This is a genomic window from Klebsiella sp. 141162, assembly GCF_050600755.1.
GTDB classification, from domain to species: domain Bacteria; phylum Pseudomonadota; class Gammaproteobacteria; order Enterobacterales; family Enterobacteriaceae; genus Klebsiella; species Klebsiella aerogenes.
Genome location: NZ_JAQIRI010000006.1, coordinates 227471 through 250809 on the forward strand (window position 1 = coordinate 227471; position 23339 = coordinate 250809).

General features: G+C 57.6%; 21 protein-coding genes and 1 other RNA gene. 6 read left to right on the forward strand and 16 right to left on the reverse strand.

Annotation, left to right across the window (positions count from 1 at the left end):
* The first annotated feature begins 128 nt into the window (after positions 1-128).
* The 3 genes from zapA (at position 129) to PGR23_RS17685 (ending at position 1379) form a co-directional block, all read left to right on the forward strand.
* Positions 129-458, forward strand: coding sequence for a cell division protein ZapA (gene zapA, locus PGR23_RS17675; protein WP_004205298.1), 330 nt, complete (start codon positions 129-131; stop codon positions 456-458).
* Between the two features lie 41 nt (positions 459-499).
* A non-coding RNA gene (gene ssrS, locus PGR23_RS17680) (6S RNA) lies at positions 500-683 on the forward strand.
* A gap of 99 nt (positions 684-782) precedes the next feature.
* Positions 783-1379 carry a 5-formyltetrahydrofolate cyclo-ligase gene (locus tag PGR23_RS17685; RefSeq protein WP_045392020.1) on the forward strand — a complete coding sequence of 199 codons (597 nt, stop codon included), beginning with the start codon at positions 783-785 and terminating at the stop codon, positions 1377-1379.
* Positions 1380-1465: 86 nt separating this feature from the next.
* On the opposite strand, the gene serA is transcribed toward PGR23_RS17685, so the two are convergent.
* Together serA and rpiA are read right to left on the reverse strand one after the other, a co-directional pair.
* On the reverse strand, positions 1466-2698 hold the full coding sequence (gene serA, locus PGR23_RS17690; protein WP_015369774.1) for a phosphoglycerate dehydrogenase: 1233 nt from the start codon (positions 2696-2698) through the stop codon (positions 1466-1468).
* 268 nt (positions 2699-2966) lie between these two features.
* On the reverse strand, positions 2967-3629 hold the full coding sequence (gene rpiA / locus PGR23_RS17695) for a ribose-5-phosphate isomerase RpiA (protein WP_045392023.1): 663 nt from the start codon (positions 3627-3629) through the stop codon (positions 2967-2969).
* Positions 3630-3796: 167 nt separating this feature from the next.
* Here rpiA and argP point away from each other — a divergent pair, with 167 nt between their 5' ends.
* Entirely contained in the window at positions 3797-4690 is an 894-nt protein-coding gene (argP, locus tag PGR23_RS17700) for a DNA-binding transcriptional regulator ArgP (RefSeq protein WP_008806448.1), read from the forward strand.
* A gap of 54 nt (positions 4691-4744) precedes the next feature.
* Here argP and PGR23_RS17705 read toward each other — a convergent pair whose 3' ends face one another.
* From PGR23_RS17705 to tkt, 7 genes are all read right to left on the reverse strand, one after another.
* Entirely contained in the window at positions 4745-5512 is a 768-nt protein-coding gene (locus PGR23_RS17705; protein WP_015369771.1) for an oxidative stress defense protein, read from the reverse strand.
* An 85-nt stretch (positions 5513-5597) separates the two neighbouring features.
* Complete coding sequence (gene argO, locus PGR23_RS17710; RefSeq protein ID WP_015703435.1) at positions 5598-6239, reverse strand: arginine exporter ArgO; 642 nt, start codon at positions 6237-6239, stop codon at positions 5598-5600.
* Positions 6240-6393: 154 nt separating this feature from the next.
* The gene (locus PGR23_RS17715) at positions 6394-7251 is read right to left on the reverse strand and encodes a small-conductance mechanosensitive channel MscS (RefSeq protein WP_015369769.1); all 858 of its coding nucleotides are present in this window, start codon (positions 7249-7251) and stop codon (positions 6394-6396) included.
* Positions 7252-7441: 190 nt separating this feature from the next.
* Complete coding sequence (gene fbaA / locus PGR23_RS17720; protein WP_004144748.1) at positions 7442-8521, reverse strand: class II fructose-bisphosphate aldolase; 1080 nt, start codon at positions 8519-8521, stop codon at positions 7442-7444.
* Between the two features lie 110 nt (positions 8522-8631).
* Positions 8632-9795, reverse strand: a complete 1164-nt coding sequence (gene pgk / locus PGR23_RS17725) for a phosphoglycerate kinase (protein ID WP_015369762.1) — start codon at positions 9793-9795, stop codon at positions 8632-8634.
* A gap of 51 nt (positions 9796-9846) precedes the next feature.
* Entirely contained in the window at positions 9847-10866 is a 1020-nt protein-coding gene (epd, locus tag PGR23_RS17730; protein ID WP_015369761.1) for an erythrose-4-phosphate dehydrogenase, read from the reverse strand.
* A gap of 384 nt (positions 10867-11250) precedes the next feature.
* A complete protein-coding gene (gene tkt / locus PGR23_RS17735) occupies positions 11251-13242 on the reverse strand; it encodes a transketolase (RefSeq protein WP_045359402.1) in 1992 nt (663 codons plus the stop codon).
* 279 nt (positions 13243-13521) lie between these two features.
* Between tkt and PGR23_RS17740 the strand changes: the two genes are divergently transcribed.
* Together PGR23_RS17740 and PGR23_RS17745 are read left to right on the forward strand one after the other, a co-directional pair.
* On the forward strand, positions 13522-14280 hold the full coding sequence (locus tag PGR23_RS17740) for a M48 family metallopeptidase (RefSeq protein ID WP_015703437.1): 759 nt from the start codon (positions 13522-13524) through the stop codon (positions 14278-14280).
* Between the two features lie 377 nt (positions 14281-14657).
* A complete protein-coding gene (locus PGR23_RS17745; RefSeq protein ID WP_015958965.1) occupies positions 14658-15926 on the forward strand; it encodes an OprD family outer membrane porin in 1269 nt (422 codons plus the stop codon).
* A 136-nt stretch (positions 15927-16062) separates the two neighbouring features.
* Here the strand turns inward: PGR23_RS17745 and PGR23_RS17750 are convergent, their stop codons facing one another.
* Genes PGR23_RS17750 through PGR23_RS17780 form a run of 7 tightly spaced genes read right to left on the reverse strand, consistent with a single transcriptional unit; the run spans position 16063 to position 23331 of the window.
* Positions 16063-17703 carry a thiamine pyrophosphate-binding protein gene (locus PGR23_RS17750; protein WP_320482715.1) on the reverse strand — a complete coding sequence of 547 codons (1641 nt, stop codon included), beginning with the start codon at positions 17701-17703 and terminating at the stop codon, positions 16063-16065.
* 13 nt (positions 17704-17716) lie between these two features.
* The gene (locus PGR23_RS17755; protein ID WP_396279418.1) at positions 17717-19186 is read right to left on the reverse strand and encodes an aldehyde dehydrogenase; all 1470 of its coding nucleotides are present in this window, start codon (positions 19184-19186) and stop codon (positions 17717-17719) included.
* Positions 19187-19201: 15 nt separating this feature from the next.
* Positions 19202-19966, reverse strand: coding sequence for an aspartate dehydrogenase (locus PGR23_RS17760; RefSeq protein WP_396279417.1), 765 nt, complete (start codon positions 19964-19966; stop codon positions 19202-19204).
* A gap of 9 nt (positions 19967-19975) precedes the next feature.
* The gene (locus PGR23_RS17765; RefSeq protein ID WP_047065724.1) at positions 19976-20770 is read right to left on the reverse strand and encodes an SDR family oxidoreductase; all 795 of its coding nucleotides are present in this window, start codon (positions 20768-20770) and stop codon (positions 19976-19978) included.
* Positions 20754-21524, reverse strand: a complete 771-nt coding sequence (locus PGR23_RS17770; protein ID WP_122542288.1) for an alpha/beta fold hydrolase — start codon at positions 21522-21524, stop codon at positions 20754-20756. Before PGR23_RS17770 ends, PGR23_RS17765 begins: the two co-directional genes overlap by 17 nt.
* 9 nt (positions 21525-21533) lie before the next feature.
* Entirely contained in the window at positions 21534-22064 is a 531-nt protein-coding gene (locus PGR23_RS17775; protein WP_045392044.1) for a cupin domain-containing protein, read from the reverse strand.
* Positions 22065-22074: 10 nt separating this feature from the next.
* On the reverse strand, positions 22075-23331 hold the full coding sequence (locus PGR23_RS17780) for an MFS transporter (protein WP_047078918.1): 1257 nt from the start codon (positions 23329-23331) through the stop codon (positions 22075-22077).
* Positions 23332-23339: the final 8 nt, after the last annotated feature.

A 23339-nucleotide genomic window follows, 5' to 3' on the forward strand; every position in this document is an offset into this window, starting at 1 on the left:
CTACCACTTTGGACCCTGGTGAACCAGAAAAGGGCTTGTGTCCCCGCACCAGGGTAGCTATAGTGTCGCCCCTTCGCAGAACCGGGCTCGGATGTGAAGGCAGCGCAGTCAATCAGCAGGAAGGTGGCATGTCTGCACAACCCGTAGATCTCCAAATTTTTGGCCGTTCACTGCGAGTGAATTGCCCGCCTGAACAAAGGGATGCCCTGAATCAGGCAGCTGAAGACCTTAATCAGCGGTTGCAAGATTTAAAAGAACGCACTAGAGTCACAAATACTGAGCAGCTGGTCTTCATCGCCGCGTTGAACATCAGCTATGAGTTGACTCAGGAAAAAGCGAAGACCCGCGACTACGCCTCCAGTATGGAACAGCGCATTCGCATGCTTCAGCAGACCATCGAACAGGCATTGCTTGAGCAAGGTCGCATAAGCGAAAGACCGGGGTCGAAGTTTGAATAACACTTTGTCGTTAACTGTGTTAGAGTAATCGCAAGAACAAAATTTCTCTGAGATGTTTGCAAGCGGGCCAGTCCCCTGAGCCGATATTTCATACCACAAGAATGTGGCGCTCCACGGTTGGTGAGCATGCTCGGTTCGCCCGAGAAGCCTTAAAACTGTGACGACGCATTCACCTTGAACCAAGGGTTCAAGGGTTACAGCCTGCGGCGGCATCTCGGAGATTCCCTTCTTAAGTTCGCATTATCCCCTCAACGTTGTTTTCGGCCTGTGCCGCCCTGTATTACACTTTCCCGTATCGTTTCGCCTGCTCGTAATGAGACCAGCATGACTATACAGCCCGATATCCCGCTCTCCAGACAGCAAATTCGCCAACAGATCCGCGAGCGTAGACGCGCGCTTAGCGCTGAACAGCAGCAGCGCTTCGCCCTGCAGGCCGCTGAGCGAATGATGGCGTATCCGCCCGTCGTACTCGCTCATACCGTGGCGCTGTTCCTCTCCTTCGACGGCGAGCTGGATACCCAACCGCTGATCGAGCAATTGTGGCGGGCGGGCAAGCGGGTTTATCTGCCGGTACTGCATCCGTTTAGCCCCGGTAATCTGCTGTTTTTGCATTATCATCCGCAAAGCCAGCTGATTTTCAATCGCCTGAAGATTTATGAACCAAAGCTCGACGTGCGCGACGTCCTGCCGCTTGCCGAGCTCGATGTGCTGATTACCCCGCTGGTCGCCTTCGATGCCAGCGGTCAACGTCTGGGGATGGGCGGCGGCTTCTACGATCGTACCTTACAGAACTGGCGGCAGTATCGCCTGCAGCCGGTAGGCTACGCCCACGACTGCCAGCAGGTGGATACCCTGCCGAGCGAACAGTGGGATGTCCCGCTGCCGGCGGTGATTACGCCAGGCAAAACCTGGCGCTGGTAGAGTGTTGTGCGGGTTCGAGAATTACGCCAGGAAGGCGTTAAAAAAATACGGGCAGGTATGCGACCTGCCCGTGAGGCAACAACAAATTAGTACAGCAGACGGGCGCGGATGGTGCCCGGGATCGCTTTCATCGCCAGCAGCGCCTGCTGCGCGACGTCGCCGTCGGCTTCGATATCAATCACCACGTAACCCATCTGCGGGGTGGTCTGCAGATACTGGGCGGCGATGTTGATGTTCTGCGCGGCGAAAATCTGGTTAAGCGCCGTCAGGATGCCTGGGCGGTTTTCATGAATATGCAACAGACGGCGTCCGCCGTGCAGCGGCAGAGAAACCTCAGGGAAGTTCACCGCCGACAGCGTAGAACCGTTGTCGGAATACTTCGCCAGCTTGCCAGCCACTTCCAGACCAATGTTTTCCTGCGCTTCCTGAGTTGAGCCGCCGATATGCGGCGTCAGGATCACGTTATCGAATTCGCATAGCGGAGAGTTAAACGGATCGCTGTTGGTCGCCGGCTCCGTCGGGAAGACGTCAATGGCCGCGCCGGCCAGGTGCTTACGCGACAGCGCATCGCACAGCGCCGGGATATCCACCACCGTGCCGCGAGAGGCGTTGATCAGCAGCGCGCCCGGCTTCATCAGCGCCAGCTCTTCCGGCCCCATCATGTTTTTGGTGGAGGCGTTTTCCGGCACGTGCAGGCTAACGACATCGCTCATGTTCAGCAGGTCGGAGAGGTGCTGAACCTGCGTGGCGTTGCCCAGCGGCAGTTTGTTTTCGATATCATAAAAATAGACGTGCATCCCCAGCGATTCCGCCAGAATGCCGAGCTGGGTGCCGATATGGCCGTAACCGATAATCCCCAGTTTTTTGCCGCGCGCTTCAAAGCTGCCTACCGCCTGCTTATTCCACACGCCGCGATGCGCCTTGGCGTTAGCTTCCGGCACGCCGCGCAGCATCAGCAGTAGCTCGCCGATGACCAGCTCAGCCACCGAACGGGTGTTCGAGAACGGGGCGTTAAATACCGGGATACCGCGCTTCGCCGCCGCATCCAGATCGACCTGGTTGGTGCCGATACAGAAGCAGCCCACCGCCACCAGTTTTTCCGCCGCGGCGAAGATCTCTTCAGTCAGATGAGTACGGGAACGCAGGCCGATAAAATGGGCATCACGGATCGACGCTTTCAGCTCTTCAGTATCCAGCGCGCCTTTGTGAAATTCGATGTTGGTGTAACCTGCCGCACGAAGGTTATCGATTGCTTTCTGATGCACGCCTTCAACTAGCAGAAATTTAATCTTGTCTTTTTCCAGTGATACCTTAGCCATTTCCCCGTCCTGTTTTTATTGGTACTGATGTCGTGCTGAACAAAAACTCTTCCAGCAACATATCAAAAAAAACTATCGCGGCAATATGAACGTTTGCCTCGCCGACCTGAAGAAATATCACGTTGAAGCAAAAGACAGGACAAAACACCAGAAAGAGAATAGATGGCAGATTGTTACTCAGAAAGGTTACGTAAATGTGACACAAGTCACCAAATTAAGGCCATAGAAAAAAATTTAGGGGGAAGCGCGAAACTTCCCCCCGATCGTCTTATTTACTGACGATGGTCTTCACGCCGTCGGCGGTACCGATCAGCGCCACGTCGGCGCCGCGGTTGGCGAACAAGCCGACGGTCACCACGCCCGGGATACCGTTAATGGCGTTTTCCAGCGCGATAGCGTCCAGGATTTCGAGGCCGTGTACATCGAGGATCACGTTGCCGTTATCCGTCACCACGCCCTGACGATATTCCGGGCGGCCGCCCAGCTTCACCAGCTGACGCGCGACGGCGCTGCGCGCCATCGGGATCACTTCCACCGGCAGCGGGAAGTTGCCGAGGATATCAACCTGCTTGGAGGCGTCGGCGATGCAGATAAACTTATCGGCAACCGAGGCGATGATCTTTTCGCGGGTCAGCGCCGCACCGCCGCCTTTGATCATCTGCATGTGGCCGTTAATTTCATCCGCGCCGTCAACGTAGATGCCCAGGCGGTCGACGGAGTTAAGGTCGAATACCGGGATACCGAGGCTTTTCAGCTTTTCGGTAGAGGCGTCGGAGCTGGATACCGCGCCTTCAATCTGCCCTTTCATGGTCCCCAGCGCATCAATAAAATGCGCCGCCGTGGAGCCGGTGCCGACACCGACAATGGTGCCCGGTTGTACATATTGCAGCGCTGCCCAGCCGACTGCTTTTTTCAGTTCATCCTGCGTCATGATTATCGTCCGAGATGTGAATACTTACCGCGCATTATAGAACATCGACGGATGAAATGTCCCTGCGATGGCGATCACACATCTGAGCAGACCATTTTCGTCTTTATCAAAAACAAATTTATGTCATAGTGCGGGTTAACGAAAAGTTATGGGGGTACGCCAGAATAATGAAACGACCGGACTACAGAACATTACAAGCGCTGGATGCGGTGATTAGGGAACGTGGGTTTGAGCGCGCCGCGCAGAAGCTATGCATTACACAGTCCGCCGTCTCACAGCGTATCAAACAGCTGGAAAACATGTTTGGCCAACCACTGCTGGTGCGTACCGTACCGCCGCGCCCGACCGAGCAGGGGCAAAAACTGTTGGCTCTGCTGCGCCAGGTTGAGCTGCTGGAAGAAGAGTGGCTTGGCGATGAGCAGACCGGCTCCACGCCGCTGCTGCTGTCGTTGGCGGTCAACGCCGACAGTCTGGCGACCTGGCTGCTGCCGGCGCTGGCCAACGTGCTATCCGACTCCCCTATTCGCCTCAATCTGCAGGTTGAAGATGAAACCCGCACCCAGGAGCGCCTGCGCCGTGGGGAAGTGGTCGGCGCGGTGAGTATTCAGCCGCAGGCGCTGCCAAGCTGCCTGGTCGATCAACTCGGCGCGCTCGATTACCTGTTCGTCGCCTCGAAGGAGTTTGCGCAACGCTACTTCCCTAACGGGGTAACGCGTTCTGCGCTGCTGAAAGCGCCGGTGGTCGCCTTCGATCATCTCGACGATATGCACCAGGCGTTCCTGCAGCAAAACTTCGACCTGCCGCCGGGCAGCGTGCCCTGCCATATCGTCAACTCGTCGGAGGCCTTCGTGCAGCTGGCGCGTCAGGGCACCACCTGCTGTATGATCCCGCATCTGCAGATCGAGAAAGAGCTGAAGAGCGGCGAGCTTATCGACCTGACGCCAGGGCTGTTCCAGCGCCGGATGCTCTACTGGCACCGCTTTGCACCGGAAAGCCGCATGATGCGCCGGGTGACCGATGCGCTTATTGATTACGGCCACAAGGTGCTGCGCCAGGATTAAACGGCGGGCATAAAAAAAGCCACTTCACTGAAGTGGCTTTTTTGTCGCTGTGGCTTACTGAGCCGGTTTCGGCGCTTCCGCTGGTTTCGCCGGCGCGGCAGGCGCAGCGGCCTGTGCTGGCTGCAGTTCGAAGACCACGTCAACCTGATCATCAAACTGGATGGTCGCCTGCTCGTAGGTTTCCTGCGCGGAGACCGGCGCGGCGTCAGCCGCCTTCATCATGCGAACCATCGGGCTCGGCTGATAGTTGGAAACATGGTAACGCACGCTATAGACCGGACCCAGCTTGCTGTGGAAGCCAGCAGCCAGCTCCTGCGCCTGATGCACCGCATCATCGATAGCCGCTTTACGCGCTTTATCTTTGTAGGCATCCGGTTGCGCAACGCCCAGCGATACGGAACGAATTTCGTTCAGCCCCGCTTTCAGCGCGCCGTCCAGCAGGCCATTCAGCTTATCGAGCTGACGCAGGGTAACTTCGACGGTACGCACCGCGCGATAGCCTTTAAGGATGCTTTTCCCGTTCTGATAGTCGTAATCAGGTTGGGTACGCAGGTTCGCCGAGCTGATATCCTTTTTGGCAATGCCGCTCTTTTCAAGGAAAGAGAGATATTGCGCAACGCGATCGTCAGCCTGTTTTTTTGCCGATGCCGCATCTTTTGCCGCGACGTTAACTTCAATCGCCAGAGTGGCGATATCCGGAACCGCTGCAACGCTTGCTGTGCCTGAAGTCACAATATGCGGGCCATCCGGCAATTCACTTGCCTGCGCCGCCATAGTACTGAATCCGAGTGCTGCCGCCAGGGCTAAGACTTTTAACTTCACTGTCGTTTCTCCATCTTGCTTAGGTCGCCCATTTTAAGGACGCATGCCAGCTAGCTTAGCGCTTACGCGCGGAAAGTCCATCGGACTAAGCCTGGTTGATGAGCATCTGTATATGTTGCAGGCCATCTTTTGCCAACTGCAGGGCGATAAACCACATCACCAGCCCGACAAGCACGTTGATGATTCGCTGCGCCCGCGCGGTGCGTAAACGCGGCGCCAGCCACGCGGCCAGCAGCGCCAGGCCGAAGAACCATAAGAATGACGCGCTAATCGTCCCCAGCGCGAACCAGCGTTTGGGCTCGACTGCCAGCTGTCCGCCGAGGCTTCCAAGCACCACAAAGGTATCGAGATACACATGAGGGTTAAGCCAGGTCACCGCCAGCATGGTAACAATGATTTTCCAGCGCCCCTGCTTCATCACCTCGGCGCTGGCCAGCTCGAGATTATTGCTCATCGCCGTCTTCAGCGCGCCGAAGCCATACCATAACAGGAAAGCGACGCCGCCCCAGGTGACCAGCGCCAGCAGCCACGGCGACTGCATCAGTAGCGCGCTACCGCCGAAAATTCCGGCGCAGATCAACGCCAGATCGCTAAGCGCGCACAACAGCGCAATCATTAAATGATACTGGCGGCGGATACCCTGATTCATCACGAAAGCGTTTTGCGGCCCGAGCGGCAGGATCATCGCCGCGCCCAGCGCAAGCCCTTGAAAGTAATAAGATAGCATCGTTTAATTTTCCGGTTTCATCGTTAATGCCGGAGAATATAGCGCGCCGTCAACATTAGCGGAAATTGATAATTTTAATCATTAATAAGTGAAGCTAATAGCTACAGGCAAAAAAAGACCGGCGATGCCGGTCTTGTGCCATTGCTGGAAAAAATTACTGCGCTTTTTCCTGCTGATTCACCATATGTACGTCCATCTGCGGATACGGGAAGCTGATGCCATTGGCGTCGAAATCACGCTTAATGCGCTCCAGCACGTCCCAGTAGACGTTTTGCAGGTCGCTGCTTTTGCTCCATACGCGAACCACGAAGTTTACCGAAGAGGCGCCCAGTTCGTTAAGACGAACGGTCATTTCGCGATCGCGCAGAATGCGGTCGTCGGATTCGATAATCGCGGTCAGCAGTTGTTTCACCTTATCGATATCGGCATCGTAGGAGACGCCGATAATAAACTCATTACGGCGCGCCGGCTCACGGGAGAAGTTAATGATATTGCCAGCGATGATTTTGCCGTTCGGCACCACCACGATTTTGCCATCGACGGTACGCAGAGTAGTGGAGAAAATCTGCACGTTCTGCACGGTGCCCGCGATGCCGCCGAGATCGACATATTCACCGGCGCGGAACGGGCGGAACATCACCAGCAGCACGCCTGCGGCAAGGTTCGACAACGACCCCTGCAGCGCCAGACCCACGGCCAAACCGGCGGCGCCCAGCACGGCAATCACTGAGGCGGTCTGCACGCCAACGCGGCCCAGGGCGGCAATCAGCGTAAAGGCGATAATCGCATAGCGTACCAGCGCGGAGAGAAAATCGGCGACAGTCGCGTCGATCTTACGCGCCAGCATCAGGCGGTTGACGGTGTTAGAAACGATGCGCGCCACGATCATCCCGATGATCAGGATAACGATAGCGGCAACGATGTTGACGGCATAGCTCAGCAGCAACTCCTGGTTGCGCGCCAGCCAGGTCCCGGCATGGTTGATGCTATCGACAACGTTCAAATCTTCCATTTAACATTCCTTATGAATCCCCGTACGGGTAATAAAAAAACCAAACCAGAAAAATGACAATCAGGTTATAGGGTAAACAATAAGTGCGGATTTTGCCAAACCGATCACAGTTTGTTGACGAGATTTAGTCTGGGAAGATAAATAAAAAAGCCCGCATTATGCGGGCTTTCAGGTAAGAAAGAGAATTTTCTTACAGAACGTCGATCGCGTTCAGCTCTTTGAATGCCTGCTCCAGACGAGTCACCATAGAGGTCTGAGCGGCACGCAGCCATACGCGCGGATCGTAGTATTTCTTGTTCGGCTGGTCTTCGCCTTTCGGGTTGCCCAGCTGGCCCTGCAGGTAAGCTTCGTTCGCTTTGTAGTACTGCAGGATACCGTCCCAGGTCGCCCATTGGGTGTCGGTATCGATGTTCATTTTCACAACGCCATAGCTGACGGAGTCTTTGATTTCCTGAGCGGAAGAACCGGAACCGCCGTGGAAGACGAAGTTCAGGCTGTTGTGCGGCAGGTTGTGTTTCTTAGAAACATATTCCTGAGAGTCGCGCAGGATAGTCGGAGTCAGAACCACGTTACCCGGCTTGTAAACGCCGTGTACGTTACCGAAGGAAGCGGCGATGGTGAAGCGCGGGCTGATTTTGCTCAGCTCGGTGTACGCGTAATCAACATCTTCCGGCTGGGTGTACAGTGCGGAAGCGTCCATGTGGCTATTGTCCACGCCGTCTTCTTCACCGCCAGTGCAGCCCAGTTCGATTTCCAGAGTCATGCCCATTTTGGCCATGCGAGCCAGGTACTTAGAGCAGATCTCGATGTTTTCGTGCAGGGACTCTTCAGACAGGTCGATCATGTGGGAAGAGAACAGCGGTTTGCCGGTGGCAGCGAAGTGTTTTTCACCCGCGTCCAGCAGACCGTCGATCCACGGCAGCAGTTTCTTCGCGCAGTGGTCAGTGTGCAGGATAACCGGCACGCCGTAGTGTTCAGCCATCTGGTGCACGTGATGCGCGCCAGAGATAGCGCCGAGGATAGCAGCGCCCTGCGGAACGTCAGTTTTCACGCCTTTGCCCGCGATGAACGCAGCGCCGCCGTTAGAGAACTGAACGATAACCGGAGAACGAACTTTCGCAGCAGCTTCCAGAACGGCGTTGATGGAGTCAGTACCCACGCAGTTTACCGCTGGCAGAGCAAAGTTGTTTTCTTTAGCTACCTGGAACACTTTCTGAACGTCGTCGCCAGTGATGACGCCCGGTTTTACGAAATCAAAAATTTTAGACATGTTACTTAGTCCTGTATCTGTATCTTCGACCGTTGAAGAAGGTTCGCGAGCTGTACAAAATTGTACGTTAGCGCGCTGAAAAACAGGCGGGTTTCCCCGCCTGAACTAAATTACTGCTTAGCGCGCTCTTCGAGCATTGCTACTGCCGGCAGAACTTTGCCTTCCACGAATTCGAGGAATGCGCCGCCGCCAGTGGAGATGTAGGAGATTTTGTCAGCGATGCCGAACAGGTCAATCGCCGCCAGGGTATCACCGCCGCCTGCGATAGAGAAACCTTCGCTGTCTGCGATAGCATTAGCGACGATTTCAGTACCTTTACGGAAGTTCGGGAATTCGAATACGCCAACCGGGCCATTCCACAGGATGGTTTTGGCGTTTTTCAGGATTTCAGCCAGTTTCTGTGCGGAAACGTCGCCGAGGTCCAGAATCTGCTCGTCATCTTTGATGTCGTTAACGGATTTCAGGGTCGCGGTGGCGGTTTCAGAGAACTCGGTAGCGACGCGAACGTCAGTCGGAACCGGGATATCGCAGGTGCTCAGCAGGCGCTTAGCTTCGTCAACCAGGTCCGCTTCGTACAGGGATTTACCGACGTTATGGCCTTGAGCGGCAACGAAGGTGTTAGCGATACCGCCGCCGACGATCAGCTGGTCAGCAATTTTGGACAGAGAGTCGAGAACGGTCAGTTTGGTGGAAACTTTAGAACCGCCAACGATAGCAACCATCGGACGAGCCGGCTCTTTCAGCGCTTTACCCAGCGCGTCGAGTTCAGCGGCCAGCAGCGGGCCTGCACAAGCGACATCGGCGAATTTACCGATACCGTGGGTGGAAGCCTGCGCGCGGTGCGCGGTACCGAAAGCATCCATGACGAATACGTCGCACAGCGCAGCGTATTTCTTAGACAGTTCTTCGTCGTCTTTTTTCTCGCCTTTGTTGAAGCGAACGTTTTCCAGAACCACCAGTTCACCGGCAGCAACGTCAACGCCATCCAGGTAATCTTTAACCAGACGAACCGGGTTAGACAGTTTGTCTTTCAGGTAATTAACAACCGGCAACAGAGAGAATTCTTCGTTGTACTCGCCTTCGGTCGGACGACCCAGGTGAGAAGTAACCATTACTTTAGCACCCTGTTTCAGCGCCAGTTCGATGGTCGGCAGGGAGGCGCGGATACGCGCGTCGCTGGTCACTTTGCCATCTTTAACCGGTACGTTCAGATCAGCACGGATGAAAACGCGTTTACCAGCCAGATCCAAATCGGTCATCTTAATTACAGACATGGTGAATCCTCTCGTTGATTCTTGATAAAGTTTTGCAAGCGCCGCAGCGCCTTACCTGAAACCTTGCGCGGCCATCGCTAACGTCGTGTCGAGCATTCGGTTAGCAAAGCCCCATTCGTTATCGCACCAGACCAACGTTTTGATCAGATGCGCGCCACTGACCCGGGTTTGCGTGCCATCGACGATGGCGCTGTGCGGGTCGTGGTTAAAATCTGTCGAGACCAACGGTAATTCCGTATAGTCAACTATACCATGAAATGCTCCCTGTGCTGCTTTTTGCAGCAACTGGTTGACTTCACAAGCCTTTACCGGTTTTTTCACCGTCACGCTCAGGTCTATTGCGGTGACGTTAATCGTCGGTACGCGTACCGCGATCGCCTCAAAACGGTCGTTAAACTGCGGGAAAATACGGGTGATCCCCGCCGCAAGTTTAGTATCAACCGGAATAATTGACTGGCTGGCCGCACGGGTGCGCCGCAGATCCGGATGATAGGCATCGATCACCTGCTGGTCGTGCATCGCGGAGTGGATTGTCGTGACCGTTCCTGACTCAATGCCGTAGGCATCATCTAGCAGTTTAATGACCGGAATAATGCAGTTGGTAGTGCAGGAGGCGTTGGAGACAATGCGGTGCTCCGCGCGCAGTTCATCATGGTTGACGCCGAAGACTACCGTTGCGTCGAGATCGTTGCCGCCAGGATGTGAAAAGAGCACTTTCTTCGCGCCAGCCTGAAGATGGGCTTCGCCATGTTCACGGCTACCGTATACGCCGGTACAGTCCAGCACCACATCCACCGCCAGCTCCTGCCAGGGCAGCGCGGCGATAGAAGGCTCATGCAGTAGACGAATGACGTCATCGCCGACATACAGCTGTTCCCGCTCCTGGCGAACATCCCAGGAAAAACGGCCATGGCTGGTGTCGTACTTCAATAAATGCGCGATGCCTGCGGCATCCGCCAGTTCATTGATCGCCACCACGGTGATTTCCGCACGACGCCCGGATTCATACAAAGCGCGAACCACGTTGCGTCCTATGCGACCGAAGCCATTAATCGCGATGCGTATGGTCATAGGTCTCCTGCAAGGTTATCCCTGATTTGAGGTGGCTGACAGAGTAATCCAGCAACGCCTTTAGGGGAACCTTACCTGTCGCAAACTGCGACTGATTGATTAATTGTCGAACATTTATACGACTGAAACGCTTCAGCTAGAATAAGCCAAAGTCGGAATAAAAGGAATGTTTGTCCAGAGCAATAAACCAGCTATATGACTTGCGTCACATTTTCTTTGGAATAATTTACAGGGTAGTTACATGTTCGAGGAATAGTGCCTACAAAAAAACCGGGTGGCGAGATAAAGCAAAACGGTAACCCAGGGGTTACCGTTTTTGGTGTTCGCACCCTCTCCTGTGGGAGAGGGTTGGGGTGAGGGCATCAGCCCGCACCGTACCAGCGATTACAGCAGCGCTTTCGCTTTAGCGACAACGTTGTCAACGGTGAAGCCGAACTCTTCGAACAGCTGCTCAGCCGGCGCAGACTCACCGAAGGTGGTCATGCCAACGATGGCGCCGTTCAGGCCCACGTATTTGAACCAGTAGTCCGCGATACCGGCTTCTACCGCCACGCGGGCAGAAACGGCTTTCGGCAGTACGGATTCACGATAGGCCGCATCCTGCTTGTCGAATGCGTCGGTGGACGGCATGGAGACCACGCGCGCCTTCACGCCTTCGGCGGTCAGTTTGTCCCACGCGGCAACCGCCAGTTCCACTTCTGAACCGGTAGCGATGAAGATCAGTTCCGGCTGGCCGGCGCAATCTTTCAGCACATAACCGCCGCGGGCCACGTTTGCCAGCTGCTCTGCGGTACGCTCCTGCTGCGCCAGGTTCTGACGGGAGAGGATCAGCGCGGTCGGGCCGTCCTGACGCTCTACGCCATATTTCCACGCAATTGCGGATTCAACCTGGTCACACGGACGCCAGGTGGACATGTTCGGCGTGACGCGCAGGGAAGCGACCTGCTCTACCGGCTGGTGAGTCGGGCCATCTTCGCCCAGACCGATGGAGTCGTGGGTGTAGACCATCACCTGACGCTGTTTCATCAGCGCCGCCATACGTACCGCGTTACGCGCATACTCGACGAACATCAGGAAGGTGGAGGTGTACGGCAGGAAACCGCCGTGCAGCGCGATACCGTTGGCAATCGCGGTCATACCGAATTCACGTACGCCGTAATGGATGTAGTTACCGGCGGTGTCTTCGTTGATCGGCTTAGAACCGGACCACAGGGTCAGGTTGGACGGCGCCAGGTCGGCAGAACCGCCGAGGAATTCCGGCAGCAGCGGGCCAAACGCTTCGATGGCGTTCTGCGATGCTTTACGGCTGGCGATCTTCGCCGGATTCGCCTGCAGCTTAGCGATGAACTCGTTAGCTTTCGCGTCGAAGTCAGACGGCATTTCGCCTTTCATACGGCGGGTGAATTCGGCAGCTTCCTGCGGGAAGGCTTTGGCGTAGGCGGCAAACTTGTCGTTCCACGCGGCTTCTTTCGCCTGGCCGGCTTCTTTCGCATCCCACTGCGCATAGATGTCAGACGGGATTTCAAACGGAGCGTATTTCCAGCCCAGCGCTTCACGGGTCAGCGCGATTTCAGCGTCGCCCAGCGGCGCGCCGTGGGAATCATGGGTGCCTGCTTTGTTCGGCGAACCGAAGCCGATGATGGTTTTGCACATCAGCAGGGACGGTTTGTCGGTGACCGCGCGCGCTTCTTCTACCGCGCGTTTGATGGCGTCAGCGTCGTGACCGTCAACGCCGCGCACCACGTGCCAGCCGTAGGCTTCAAAGCGTTTCGCGGTATCGTCGGTGAACCAGCCTTCAACGTGACCATCAATGGAGATGCCGTTGTCATCATAGAACGCCACCAGTTTACCCAGTTTCAGGGTACCGGCCAGGGAGCACACTTCGTGAGAAATGCCTTCCATCATGCAGCCGTCGCCCATGAAGGCGTAGGTGAAGTGATCGACGATGTCGTGCCCTGGACGGTTAAACTGCGCCGCCAGCGTTTTTTCCGCGATAGCCATACCGACTGCGTTAGCGATACCCTGACCCAGCGGGCCGGTGGTGGTTTCCACGCCTGCGGTGTAGCCGACTTCCGGGTGGCCCGGAGTCTTAGAGTGCAGCTGACGGAAGTTTTTCAGTTCTTCAATCGGCAGATCATAACCGGTGAGGTGCAGCAGGCTGTAAATCAGCATGGAACCGTGACCGTTGGACAGCACGAAGCGGTCGCGATCGGCCCAGGACGGGTTCTGCGGGTTATGGTTCAGGAAATCACGCCACAGGACTTCGGCAATGTCAGCCATGCCCATCGGGGCGCCAGGGTGGCCGGATTTGGCTTTCTGTACAGCGTCCATGCTCAGCGCACGAATAGCGTTGGCAAGCTCTTTACGTGAGGACATTTTGACTCCAGTTCGGATGTTATAAGGCCATGCCCTTAACGACTTGACGAGAGCGCGTTTTGGGCTACGCCGGAAAAAAGTGTGAACAATGTAACCCAAGCGACAAAGCATGTACATGGAGCATCCTTTTGCCCATTAAGAAATCTCTGGAACACGTTGTGCTGCCGCGGAATCCACTCGCCCGGATCATGAGATACTATTTATACTTTGCACAGGACGAGGCGGGTCCGTCGTCGCCCATTATTCAGATAAAAAACCATAAGATTGTGGAAGATAAAAATGAAAATTCGCTCAACCCTTCTTGCCTTCGGGATCGCAGCAACATTAACCGGATGTCAGAACATGGATTCCAACGCCCTGCTGAGCTCCGGCGCGGAAGCATTCCAGGCCTACTCTCTTAGCGACGAACAGGTAAAAACCTTAAGCGACCAGGCGTGTAAAGAGATGGACGCCAAAGCCACTATTTCCCCGGCCAGCAGCGAGTACAGCAAACGCCTGAGCAAGATTGCCGCCGCGCTGGGCGATAACATCAACGGCCAGCCGGTCAACTACAAGGTCTATGAAACGAAAGACGTCAACGCCTTCGCGATGGCCAACGGCTGCATCCGCGTTTACAGCGGCCTGATGGATCTGATGAACGATAACGAAGTAGAAGCGGTTATCGGCCACGAAATGGGCCACGTTGCGTTGGGTCACGTGAAGAAAGGCATGCAGGTCGCGCTGGGCACTAACGCCGTGCGCGCGGCGGCGGCCTCCGCTGGCGGCATCGTCGGCAGCCTGTCGCAGTCGCAGCTGGGCGATCTCGGCGAAAAACTGGTGAACTCGCAGTTCTCCCAGCGCCAGGAGTCGGAAGCGGACGACTACTCTTACGACCTGCTGCGTAAACGCGGCATCAATCCATCGGGGCTGGCCACCAGCTTCGAAAAACTGGCCAAGCTGGAAGCCGGCCGTCAGAGCTCCATGTTTGACGATCACCCGGCGTCGGAAGCCCGCGCGCAGCATATTCGCGATCGCATGAAGGCCGACGGCATTAAATAAGCGACAGCGGGAGGCATTATCGCCTCCCTTTTTTATATACCCGTAAAAATATTTAGCCGCATCAATTGATAATTTAAGCGCACAAACCGTTAATTATTATCACAGCGCATCACAGCCAATTATTTTATGCCCGGCGATTCAGAAATATATTATTTGGTAAATTAAAAAGGTCGCACATTATCTGGCTTTCAGAATCGTCTTTACCCGAATAATAAATAGTCCACCCCTTACTGCCTGGCGCACGGCTCACGCGCCATACAGCCTGTTTCCGGCTGCAATAACTGCTCACACAATGATTGCTTTCGACATTATTTCAGGAGAATATCTGACTGGCAGTGATTCCCATGAATATATCGACAGACAGAGAAGTGCCCTCAGTGAAAAAAGAATTACCATTAATCGCACTTGGCATTATTGCCGCCGCGCCGGCTTTCGCCAGCCAACAATCTACCAGTCAGGGCTTTATTGAAGACAGCCACCTGGATCTCTTTTTACGTAACGCTTATATCAAACGCGATTATCGCGATGGATTGCCGGATAAAGCCGAATGGGGTCAGGGTATTATCGCTACCTTCGAATCCGGCTTCACCCAGGGACCGGTCGGCTTCGGCGTTGACGGCATTGCGCAGTACGCCGTGCGCCTCGACGGCGGTCGCGGCCGCAGCGGCGCGGGCGGTATCGACTTTTTCGCCCAGGATGATGATGGCCGCGCGAAGTCCGATTTAGCCAAATTCGGCGCTACCGCCAAAATGCGCTTCTCGAATACCGTACTCAGCTACGGCAGCCAGCGCCCGATGCTGCCTATCGTCTACGCCGATGACTCGCGGCTGCTGTACGAGAGCTATACCGGTACCATGCTGACCTCAAGAGAAATCGACGGTCTGGAAATTAACGCCGGTTATCTCACCGATCAGCAGCGCAAAAGCGACGACAGCCACAACAGCGGCCTGAAGAGCCTGACCTTTGGCGGCGCCAGCTATCAATTCAACGACCAGCTCAGCGGCGCGCTATACGCTTCACACGTCGAGGACGTGCTGAATAAGCAGTATCTCGGCCTGAACTACAAGCAGCCGTTCGCCGCCGACCAGCAGCTGATTGTTGACTTCAACGGCTATAACTCGCGCTTAGATCAAGAATATGCCGACGCCAATGACACCGGGCGCAGCAACAGCATCTGGAGCCTGGCCGCCAGCTATATCTGGGATATTCATACCTTTAAAGTCGCGTACCAGCAAAGCAGCGGCAGCACCGGCTACCACTACGGCGGGTATCAGAATCAGGGCGGCGTCGGCGATGGCGGCAACACCATCTGGCTGGCTAACTCCTACTGGTCAGATTTTAACGGCGAGGATGAGCGTTCCTGGCAGGCCTCCTATGGCCTGGATTTTGCCGGACTGGGCGTACCGGGCCTGAGCTGGACTACCGCCTACGTTCGCGGCGATAACATTAAAACCGCCGAGACCAGCAACGGTAAAGAACACGAATGGTTCAACCAGGTGCAGTACCAGGTGCAAAACGGTATGGCGAAAGATTTGAAATTGAGACTCCGCTATTCGGTACTGCGCGTTTCCAGCAACGCCAGCGACTATAACGTCAGCGGTAATGAAGTGCGGTTCTACGTCGAATATCCGTTTAACGTATTTTAACCGTGTAATGAACCCTCTCCTGCGGGCCGGCCCTCTCCCGACGCGCAGGAGCAACCGTCCGGCGCCTTGATTAACCCCCTGTGCCGTGCGGTACCCTCTCCCCGGAAGGGAGAGGGTTGGGGTCACTGGGTTATCATTAATACAGCGTCTTCTGCGGCGGGCCGGCAAAGCGCAGCGCGCCAATCTGGCCCATTTTCACTTCCACCACCGATGGCCCAGGCATCGCCAGCGCTTCGGTCATCACCGCCTGGAAATCCTCAGCGCGTTCCACGCTCCACGCCTGCAGACCAATCGCCTGCGCCAGCAGGGTAAAGTCCGGCGTGTGCAGCTCGTTGTAATACTGGCGGCCGCCAAAGTATTTATCCTGAATACCGCGCATCACGCCGTAGCCGCCATCGTTCATAATCAACAGCGTCACGTTGGCCTTCTCCTGCGCCAGGGTCGCCAGCTCGCCAAGGTTGAGGCTCAGGCCACCGTCGCCGACCAGGCCGACCACTTTCCGTTGCGGATTGGCAATCGCGGTACCCACCGCCATCGGTAGCCCCATACCGATGGCTCCGGCCAGAGAATGGATATTCATCAGCGGGCCGTGAGCGCGGAACAGGCGGCTGCCCCACAGGCTGCCGGAAACGGTAATATCGCGCACCAGAATGCCGTCATCGGGCAGCGCCTGCGCAATCGCGTCATTCAATTTAGCGTAAGCGCCGCACTGGTCGCGCAGCCCCTGCTCCGCCGCCTCTACCGCCGCTTTAAGCTGGCTATCCCAACGCGCATCGCCCCACATCCGGCCCTGTACCCGCGCTGCCAGCGCCGCTAATAGCGCCCGGCAGTCCGCCACCAGCGTGTTGTCCATCAGGTAGTTACGACTAGCCGCCGCCGGATCGATATCAATCTGCACCCGCGGCGCGGGCAGTTCCAGCGTCCACGAGCGCGTTTCGTTGCTGCGCAGCCGGGAACCGGCCACAAGTGTGAAATCACATTGTGAAATCAGCGCTTCAACCGAGGGAGAATTATGAAACGCGCGCAGGCTGGCGCGATGGCTGTCCGCCAAAATGCCGCGGCCGTGGGTACTGGAAATCACCGTCACCCCGGCATCCGCCAGCGTCTTCACCGCCTCAACGCTCTCTAACGCGCCGCCGCCAAGCCACAGCAGCGGCTGCTTCGCCTGCTTAAGCTGCGCCCACAGCGCATCGACCATCGACGCCTCCGGCTCAATCGCCGGAGCGCGTTTCAACGGCGCGGTCAGCAGCGAAAGCGGAATTTTGGCGCTCTGAATGTCGATTGGGATCTCCACCGAGACCGGGCCGCACGGCGGCGTCTGCGCCTCCTGAATCGCCTTATGCAGTATTGCCACCGCCTGGTTGGCGTTGCTAATGCGGTAAGCGCGCTTCGAACTGGCTTTCAGGAAGGTCAACTGATCGCGGGTTTCATGAATAAAACCGGTATCGGCGTCCAGCCAGGCTTTTTCGACCTGTCCGGTCAGGTGCAGCAGCGGCGTACCGGCGTTCATCGCCTCAACCAGCGCGCCGACCGCATTACCCGCGCCCGCGCCGGTGCTGGTCAGCGCCACGCCGAGCCCTGAAAAACGGCCATGGGCGTCGGCCATGGTCACCGAGCCCGCTTCGCCGCGCGCCGGAACAAAGCGGATTTTTTCCCGCTGGCCGACGGCATCGGCGATCGGCAGGTTATGGATAGAAATGACGCCATAAATGGCTTCAACGTGATACTGCTCCAGCGTTCTGGCGATGGCATCGCCGACGGTTATCATTTCGCTCATTGCTCACCCTTTCTCAGTCGCACCAGTGGTTGACGCTATTACCCGTCGCCAGATAAATGCTCTTTTGTTGCATCCAGGCTTTCAGCCCCTGGATCCCTTTTTCGCGGCCCAGACCGCTCTCTTTAAAGCCCCCGAACGGGGTCGAAATGGAGAAAACTTTGTAGGTGTTGATCCACACCGTACCGGCTTCCAGTTGTTCGCTCAGACGCAGCGCGCGGCCGGTATCGCGAGTCCAGATCCCCGCCGCCAGTCCGAAGACCGAATCATTGGCCTCGCGGATCAGCGCCGCTTCATCGCGAAAACGCATCGCCACCAGCACCGGCCCGAAGATCTCTTCCTGGCAAACGCGGGCCTGATTGTTCAGCCCTTCAATAATGGTCGGCAGGAAGTAGCTCCCCGCCGCCAGCGCCGGATCCGCCGGGATCTCGCCGCCGCATAGCACGCTGCCGCCTTCGCGTTTCGCCAGCTCGACGTACTCCAGCACGCTCTGGCGATGTTTATCGTTGATCAGCGGCCCGACGTGGGTGCCAGCGCTGAACGGATGACCAACCCGCAGCCCTTGGGTTAACTCCAGCAGGCGGGCCATTAATTGCGGATACACTTTTTCATGGACAAACAGCCGTGAGCCGGCAATGCAGGCCTGGCCGCCGGAGCTGAAAATGCCGTAGCAGATGCCCCGCGCCGCCTGTTCGATATCGGCATCTTCCAGCACGATGGTCGGCGATTTACCGCCCAGCTCCAGCGACGCCGGGATCAGTTTTTCCGCCGCTACGTGCGCCAGGTGACGCCCGGTGGTGGTGCCGCCGGTAAAGGAAATTTTGCGTACCTTAGGATGACGGGCCAGCGCATCGCCGATAATCGATCCTTTACCCGGCAGCACGCTCAGCAGTCCGGCGGGTAAACCGGCCTGCTCGAAGGTCTTCGCCAGCTCCAGCGCCATGAGCGGCGTGGCCTCCGCCGGTTTGAGGATCACCGCGTTCCCGGCGGCGATCGCCGGGGCCACCTTCTGCATTTCACTGGCGATCGGCGAGTTCCACGGCGTGATCGCCGCCACCACGCCCAACGGCTCATAGCGACTCAGGGTCAATAGATCCGCCTGCCGCGGCGTCGGCAGCTCGCCCTCCAGCAACTCGCAGGCGGCGGCAAAATAGCGTGCGGTACCGGCGGCGCTCATCACCAGCCCTCGCGCTTCCGCCAGCGGTTTACCGTTATCGCGGCTCTGCTTTTGGGTGAGCTCATCAACCTGTGCTTCAATCAGATCGGCAACCTTATGCAGGATCTTCGCCCGCTGATGCGGCAGCATCGCCTGCCACGTTGGCTCCCGCCAGGCGCGGTCGGCGCAGTCGATCGCCTCCTGCAAATCATCGAGGCTTGCCGCATGCAGCGCCGCGTTAATAGCGCCATCCGCCGGAAACAGGCTGTGCATTAAATTGCCGCCGCCGCGACGCCACTGGCCGCCGATAAAAATGTCTAATTCGTCCATCTCAGCCTCTCTGCGTTATGCCAGTTCACGGCAGGCGCGTACCGCGCTCAGTGCCGCGAGGGTCGATGTTTTCGGATTGCTGGCGAGCGGCAGGCCGCTCAGCTCCAGGTGAAACTCGCCGAACAGTCCTTCGGCGTGTAGCGTATGGGTGTTGCGTTGCGTCGCCGGATCGACCATCAATTGCACCCGAGTCGCGTCAAGGCCGATACCGCCCAGCGCAATGGTTGCCGCCACGTTGGCATTTGCCGGGAATAGCCGCGCCGCCTCGCGAGCGCTGCCTTCAAAGAAAATTTGCGCTTCATTGATCGCACTGAGGTCGATAAGCTGTTCGGCATAGCTGCCGCGCCAGCTGGCCGGGCTTTTACGCGACTGATAGGTCACTCGTTCAAGACCGCCCTCTTTCGCCGCCGCCAGGCCGTCAATCCCGGCGACTGCACCAGCCAACAGCGTCAGCCTGCCGCCCGCCTGGCGTAAACGCTGTTCCAGTTCGCTGTCCGCCAGCGCGCCGGTTGAGATCACCGCCAGATGCCAGCCGCGCGCCAGCACCGCTTCGCCGTACTGCGCGACCGCCTGCTGGCTGGCGCATTCCAGCACCAGGTCCGGTGTCTCTTCGCACTGCAGCGGATCGGTAAGCGGCGTCACCGCGTGGCCGAACTGCTGGCGGATCGCCGCATGATGCGATTCGCGGGCGACGATCCAGCCCAACGTCACCTGCGGCGGCAGGCGTTCAATCACCGCCAGGGCCATCGCGCCATAGCCGATTAACATGACCTTTTTCATCATCTTTCCTTACAGATGGCGGCAGAAACCGCCGGAAACGTCCAGCGCCGCGCCAGTGGTAAAGGAGGCCAGCGGCGAAGCGAGGAATAGCAGCGCCTGTGCCGGTTCCTGCGGTTTGCCGAGGCGCGCCATCGGGATCCCACGCTTGCGGGCGATTTCGGCGGTCCACTGCGGCCAGCTCTGGCTCTTATCGCTGCGGTTTTCGAAACGGCGCTGCCACTGCCCGGATTCGACCATTCCCAGCAGGATGGAATTCACGCGGATGCCTTTCTCCACCAGCTCTTTCGACAAAGTCAGCGTCATATTGAGCAGCGCGGCACGGGCGGCTGAGGTGGCAATCATGTGCTCTTCCGGCTGCAGCGCCAGCAGCGAGTTCACGCAGGTAATCGAGGCGATATCCGACTGCTCAAGCTGCGGCTGGAAGGCCTTTACCGGATTAATCACGCCGAACAGTTTCAGCTCGGCTTCGTGCAGCCAGGCCTCGCGCGGGGTATCGGCGAAGTGGGCGACATAACCCTGCCCGGCGTTATTAATCAGCATGTCGGCGCCGCCGAAGCGCGCGGCGACCGCGTCAGCGAAGTCCTGAACTTCCGCTTCGTTCAGTACGTCGCAGCGCCAGGAGAACACCTCGCCTTCTGGATATTCGTTTTGCAACGCCGCATGAGCGCTGGCCAGCCGATCCGGGTTGCGGCCGCAAAAGGCGACCTTCGCCCCTTCGCCCAGCAGCAGGCGCAGCGTTTCAAAGCCGATCCCTGACGAGCCGCCGGTGACTACCGCGACGCGTCCTTCAATTTGTGCATTCATCGCGCACCTCTTCCCCTATGCGTAAAAGCTGTTGATTAAAAAAGGTTTCGTTATCGAGATAGCTGGCATGTCCAGCCTGCGGGATGGCGATGTAAGGGGCGCCGTAACGCAGCGCCACTCCCTGCACCAGCTCCGGTTGGGTAATGGCATCCTGCTCGCCACACCACACCGTGAGACGGCCGCGATAGTCGGCGAGCCAGCGGTGGATGTCGTCATGCGCCAGCATCCAGGCAGCGGCGAGGTAGCCTTCGCTACGCAGCCTGCGCATGCCTGCCGCCACCGTCGCCACATCGGCTTCGCGCGCGCCGGGGCGCAGCAGTTTTGCCGCCCGCCCCTGCGCCATCGCCTCGCCGCCCAGCGCCATCTGCTGTTGGCGTCCCTGCCAGACTTTTTCCCGCTGCGCGGCTTCCGCCTGACCGTAGCCCTGCGCGACGTCGGCGAGTACCAGATAAAGCACCCGCTGCGGGTATTTCGCGGCGAAGGCGGCCGCCACCAGCGCACCCAGCGAATGGCCGACCAGTATGGTTTGCTCTACTCCAGCGCGGTCCAGCATTCGCGCCAGCGCGTCGGCGTAATCACCGGCATCCGCCGGCGTTGCCGACAGCATCGGGCTCTCGCCATAACCGGGCATATCCCAGGCCAGCACGCGGTAACCGGGCAACGCCATCTGTTTATGCCAGGAGGACGCGCCGGAACTGATGCCGTGCAGCAGCGTCAGCGGAATGCCGCTTCCTTGTTCACGAAAACCCGTCATCATCGCCCCTTAGTTACGTTTTACTTTTGCCAGCGGATGATCTTCCGGGTAGGTCGGAATATGTGGCTTATGGGTGCCGAGCATCACGCACATCAGCGCCTCTTCTTCGCCGTGGTTGAACAAACCGCGGTAGATGCCGGGCGGTACCGAGATCAGATCGCGTTCGCGCAGTACGGTTTCGGTATAGTTGTCGCCGTCCTGAATCATCAGGGTGATCTGCCCTTTGAGCATGAAGAACACCTCTTCTACGTCATCATGCAGGTGCAGCGGGCCTTCACATTTGGACGGCAGCACCATGGTGGAGAAGGTGAAGTGCTCTGCCGGAACGGTGTTGGTATCGCTGGCGACGCCGGTGGCGCCGGTGCCGATATAGCGCATCTGCGCGCGGCGATATTTCGGATCGAAATCGGCCTGGAATTTCAGCGCATTCCAGTCGTATTTACGGCCTTCGAAGCGCGCGATACGCGACTCCACCCACTCTTCCATCGTCAAATGTTCAGGTTTCAGACTCTGTTTTGCAGTTACGGTTGAATCAGTCATCGTTTTATCCTCAGTAACGTCTCAGCAGCGGCAGTAACAGGGCGCAGCCCACCGCCGCCATCACCGCCAGAAAAATCAGCCCGGAATCCATGCTATGGGTGAAGGCGATAAGCGCGCCCATCACCGCCGGCGATAAGGCCCCGGCAAAGTTTCCCAGCCCGTTGAAAATCCCGCCCGCCGTGGCGCTGACCCGTGGATGGGTCGCTTTAGCCAGCAGCGCGAAAATGTTTGGCGCGCCGGTGCCCCACATAAAGGTGCTAAAGCTCATCGCCGCAATCACCGGTAATGGCGCGCTAAAATGCATCACCGCCGCCAAACCGATTCCGGCGCCCGCCAGGGAAATAAAGCAGGCGGCGGCGCGCTTATCGACGCGGTCGGACAGCCAGGCGCCGATAATTTCGCCCAGCAGCATGGCGATAAACGGCATCGACGACAGCCAGCCGGCGTGTTCCAGATGAATGCCTTTGCCTTTAATCAGGTAGCCCGGCAGCCAGCCGTTGATCCCCCACAGATAGGCGAGAAAGGCGATATTGAAGATGCAGATCATCCAGAAATGCGGGCTAACGAAGAGCTCGCGCCGCGCGCTGCGGCGCGCTTCCTGCGACGTTTTATCGCTGCCGACTTTCGCCTCCAGCTGCACGCCGCGCAGCCCGATACGCACAAAAATCAGCACCGGCACCGTCAGCATCGCCATCACGAAAAAGGTGCTCTGCCAGCCGAAGGTATTGAGTAGCCAAATTGACAGCGGGAAACCTAGCGCCGCGCCAACCGGCGTGCCGAGCAGCCACAGCATGGTGGCGCGAGCCTGCAGCCGCTGCGGGAAGGTGTGGCGCACCACGGCGAACGCCAGCGGGAACAGCGGCCCTTCGGCGATGCCCAACAGGATGCGCAGCGTCACCATCAGCGCGTAGTTGTGGGTGAAGCCCATGATCACCATCAGGATGCACCACACCACCATCATTCCAGTTAGCAAGCGCAGCGGCGCAATCCGGTCGCCAAGACCGCTTAATAACACTGACGAGAAGCCGTAGCTCAGCAGAAAGGCGCTCATCAAAATACCCAGCCGGGTGGTATCGAAATCGATCCCCATCGCCTGCTGGAAGTGGCTATCGGAAAACAGCGCGGCGATACTGATTTTGTCGAAAAACGCCAGCAGTACGCAGGCCAGCAGCGACAGCGGAATGGCCCAACGCACCGCCTTTTCAGGCGTGCGGACGCCCTCGCCGCGCGCCTCAGCAGGCGCGGCGTTAGTCTCTAATGTGGTCATTTCTCCCC

Excerpts from the sequence above, each read along its gene's own strand:
- rpiA (WP_045392023.1), bottom strand. The coding sequence starts at position 3,629 with ATGACGCAGGATGAACTGAAAAAAGCAGTCGGCTGGGCAGCGCTGCAA.
- serA (WP_015369774.1), bottom strand. The coding sequence starts at position 2,698 with ATGGCTAAGGTATCACTGGAAAAAGACAAGATTAAATTTCTGCTAGTT.
- zapA (WP_004205298.1), top strand. The coding sequence starts at position 129 with ATGTCTGCACAACCCGTAGATCTCCAAATTTTTGGCCGTTCACTGCGA.
- PGR23_RS17780 (WP_047078918.1), bottom strand. The coding sequence starts at position 23,331 with ATGACCACATTAGAGACTAACGCCGCGCCTGCTGAGGCGCGCGGCGAG.
- PGR23_RS17765 (WP_047065724.1), bottom strand. The coding sequence starts at position 20,770 with ATGAATGCACAAATTGAAGGACGCGTCGCGGTAGTCACCGGCGGCTCG.
- argO (WP_015703435.1), bottom strand. The coding sequence starts at position 6,239 with ATGCTATCTTATTACTTTCAAGGGCTTGCGCTGGGCGCGGCGATGATC.
- PGR23_RS17715 (WP_015369769.1), bottom strand. The coding sequence starts at position 7,251 with ATGGAAGATTTGAACGTTGTCGATAGCATCAACCATGCCGGGACCTGG.
- PGR23_RS17755 (WP_396279418.1), bottom strand. The coding sequence starts at position 19,186 with ATGGACGAATTAGACATTTTTATCGGCGGCCAGTGGCGTCGCGGCGGC.
- pgk (WP_015369762.1), bottom strand. The coding sequence starts at position 9,795 with ATGTCTGTAATTAAGATGACCGATTTGGATCTGGCTGGTAAACGCGTT.
- PGR23_RS17750 (WP_320482715.1), bottom strand. The coding sequence starts at position 17,703 with ATGAGCGAAATGATAACCGTCGGCGATGCCATCGCCAGAACGCTGGAG.
- PGR23_RS17740 (WP_015703437.1), top strand. The coding sequence starts at position 13,522 with ATGAAAATTCGCTCAACCCTTCTTGCCTTCGGGATCGCAGCAACATTA.
- argP (WP_008806448.1), top strand. The coding sequence starts at position 3,797 with ATGAAACGACCGGACTACAGAACATTACAAGCGCTGGATGCGGTGATT.
- PGR23_RS17685 (WP_045392020.1), top strand. The coding sequence starts at position 783 with ATGACTATACAGCCCGATATCCCGCTCTCCAGACAGCAAATTCGCCAA.
- PGR23_RS17760 (WP_396279417.1), bottom strand. The coding sequence starts at position 19,966 with ATGAAAAAGGTCATGTTAATCGGCTATGGCGCGATGGCCCTGGCGGTG.
- tkt (WP_045359402.1), bottom strand. The coding sequence starts at position 13,242 with ATGTCCTCACGTAAAGAGCTTGCCAACGCTATTCGTGCGCTGAGCATG.
- PGR23_RS17775 (WP_045392044.1), bottom strand. The coding sequence starts at position 22,064 with ATGACTGATTCAACCGTAACTGCAAAACAGAGTCTGAAACCTGAACAT.
- fbaA (WP_004144748.1), bottom strand. The coding sequence starts at position 8,521 with ATGTCTAAAATTTTTGATTTCGTAAAACCGGGCGTCATCACTGGCGAC.
- epd (WP_015369761.1), bottom strand. The coding sequence starts at position 10,866 with ATGACCATACGCATCGCGATTAATGGCTTCGGTCGCATAGGACGCAAC.
- PGR23_RS17770 (WP_122542288.1), bottom strand. The coding sequence starts at position 21,524 with ATGACGGGTTTTCGTGAACAAGGAAGCGGCATTCCGCTGACGCTGCTG.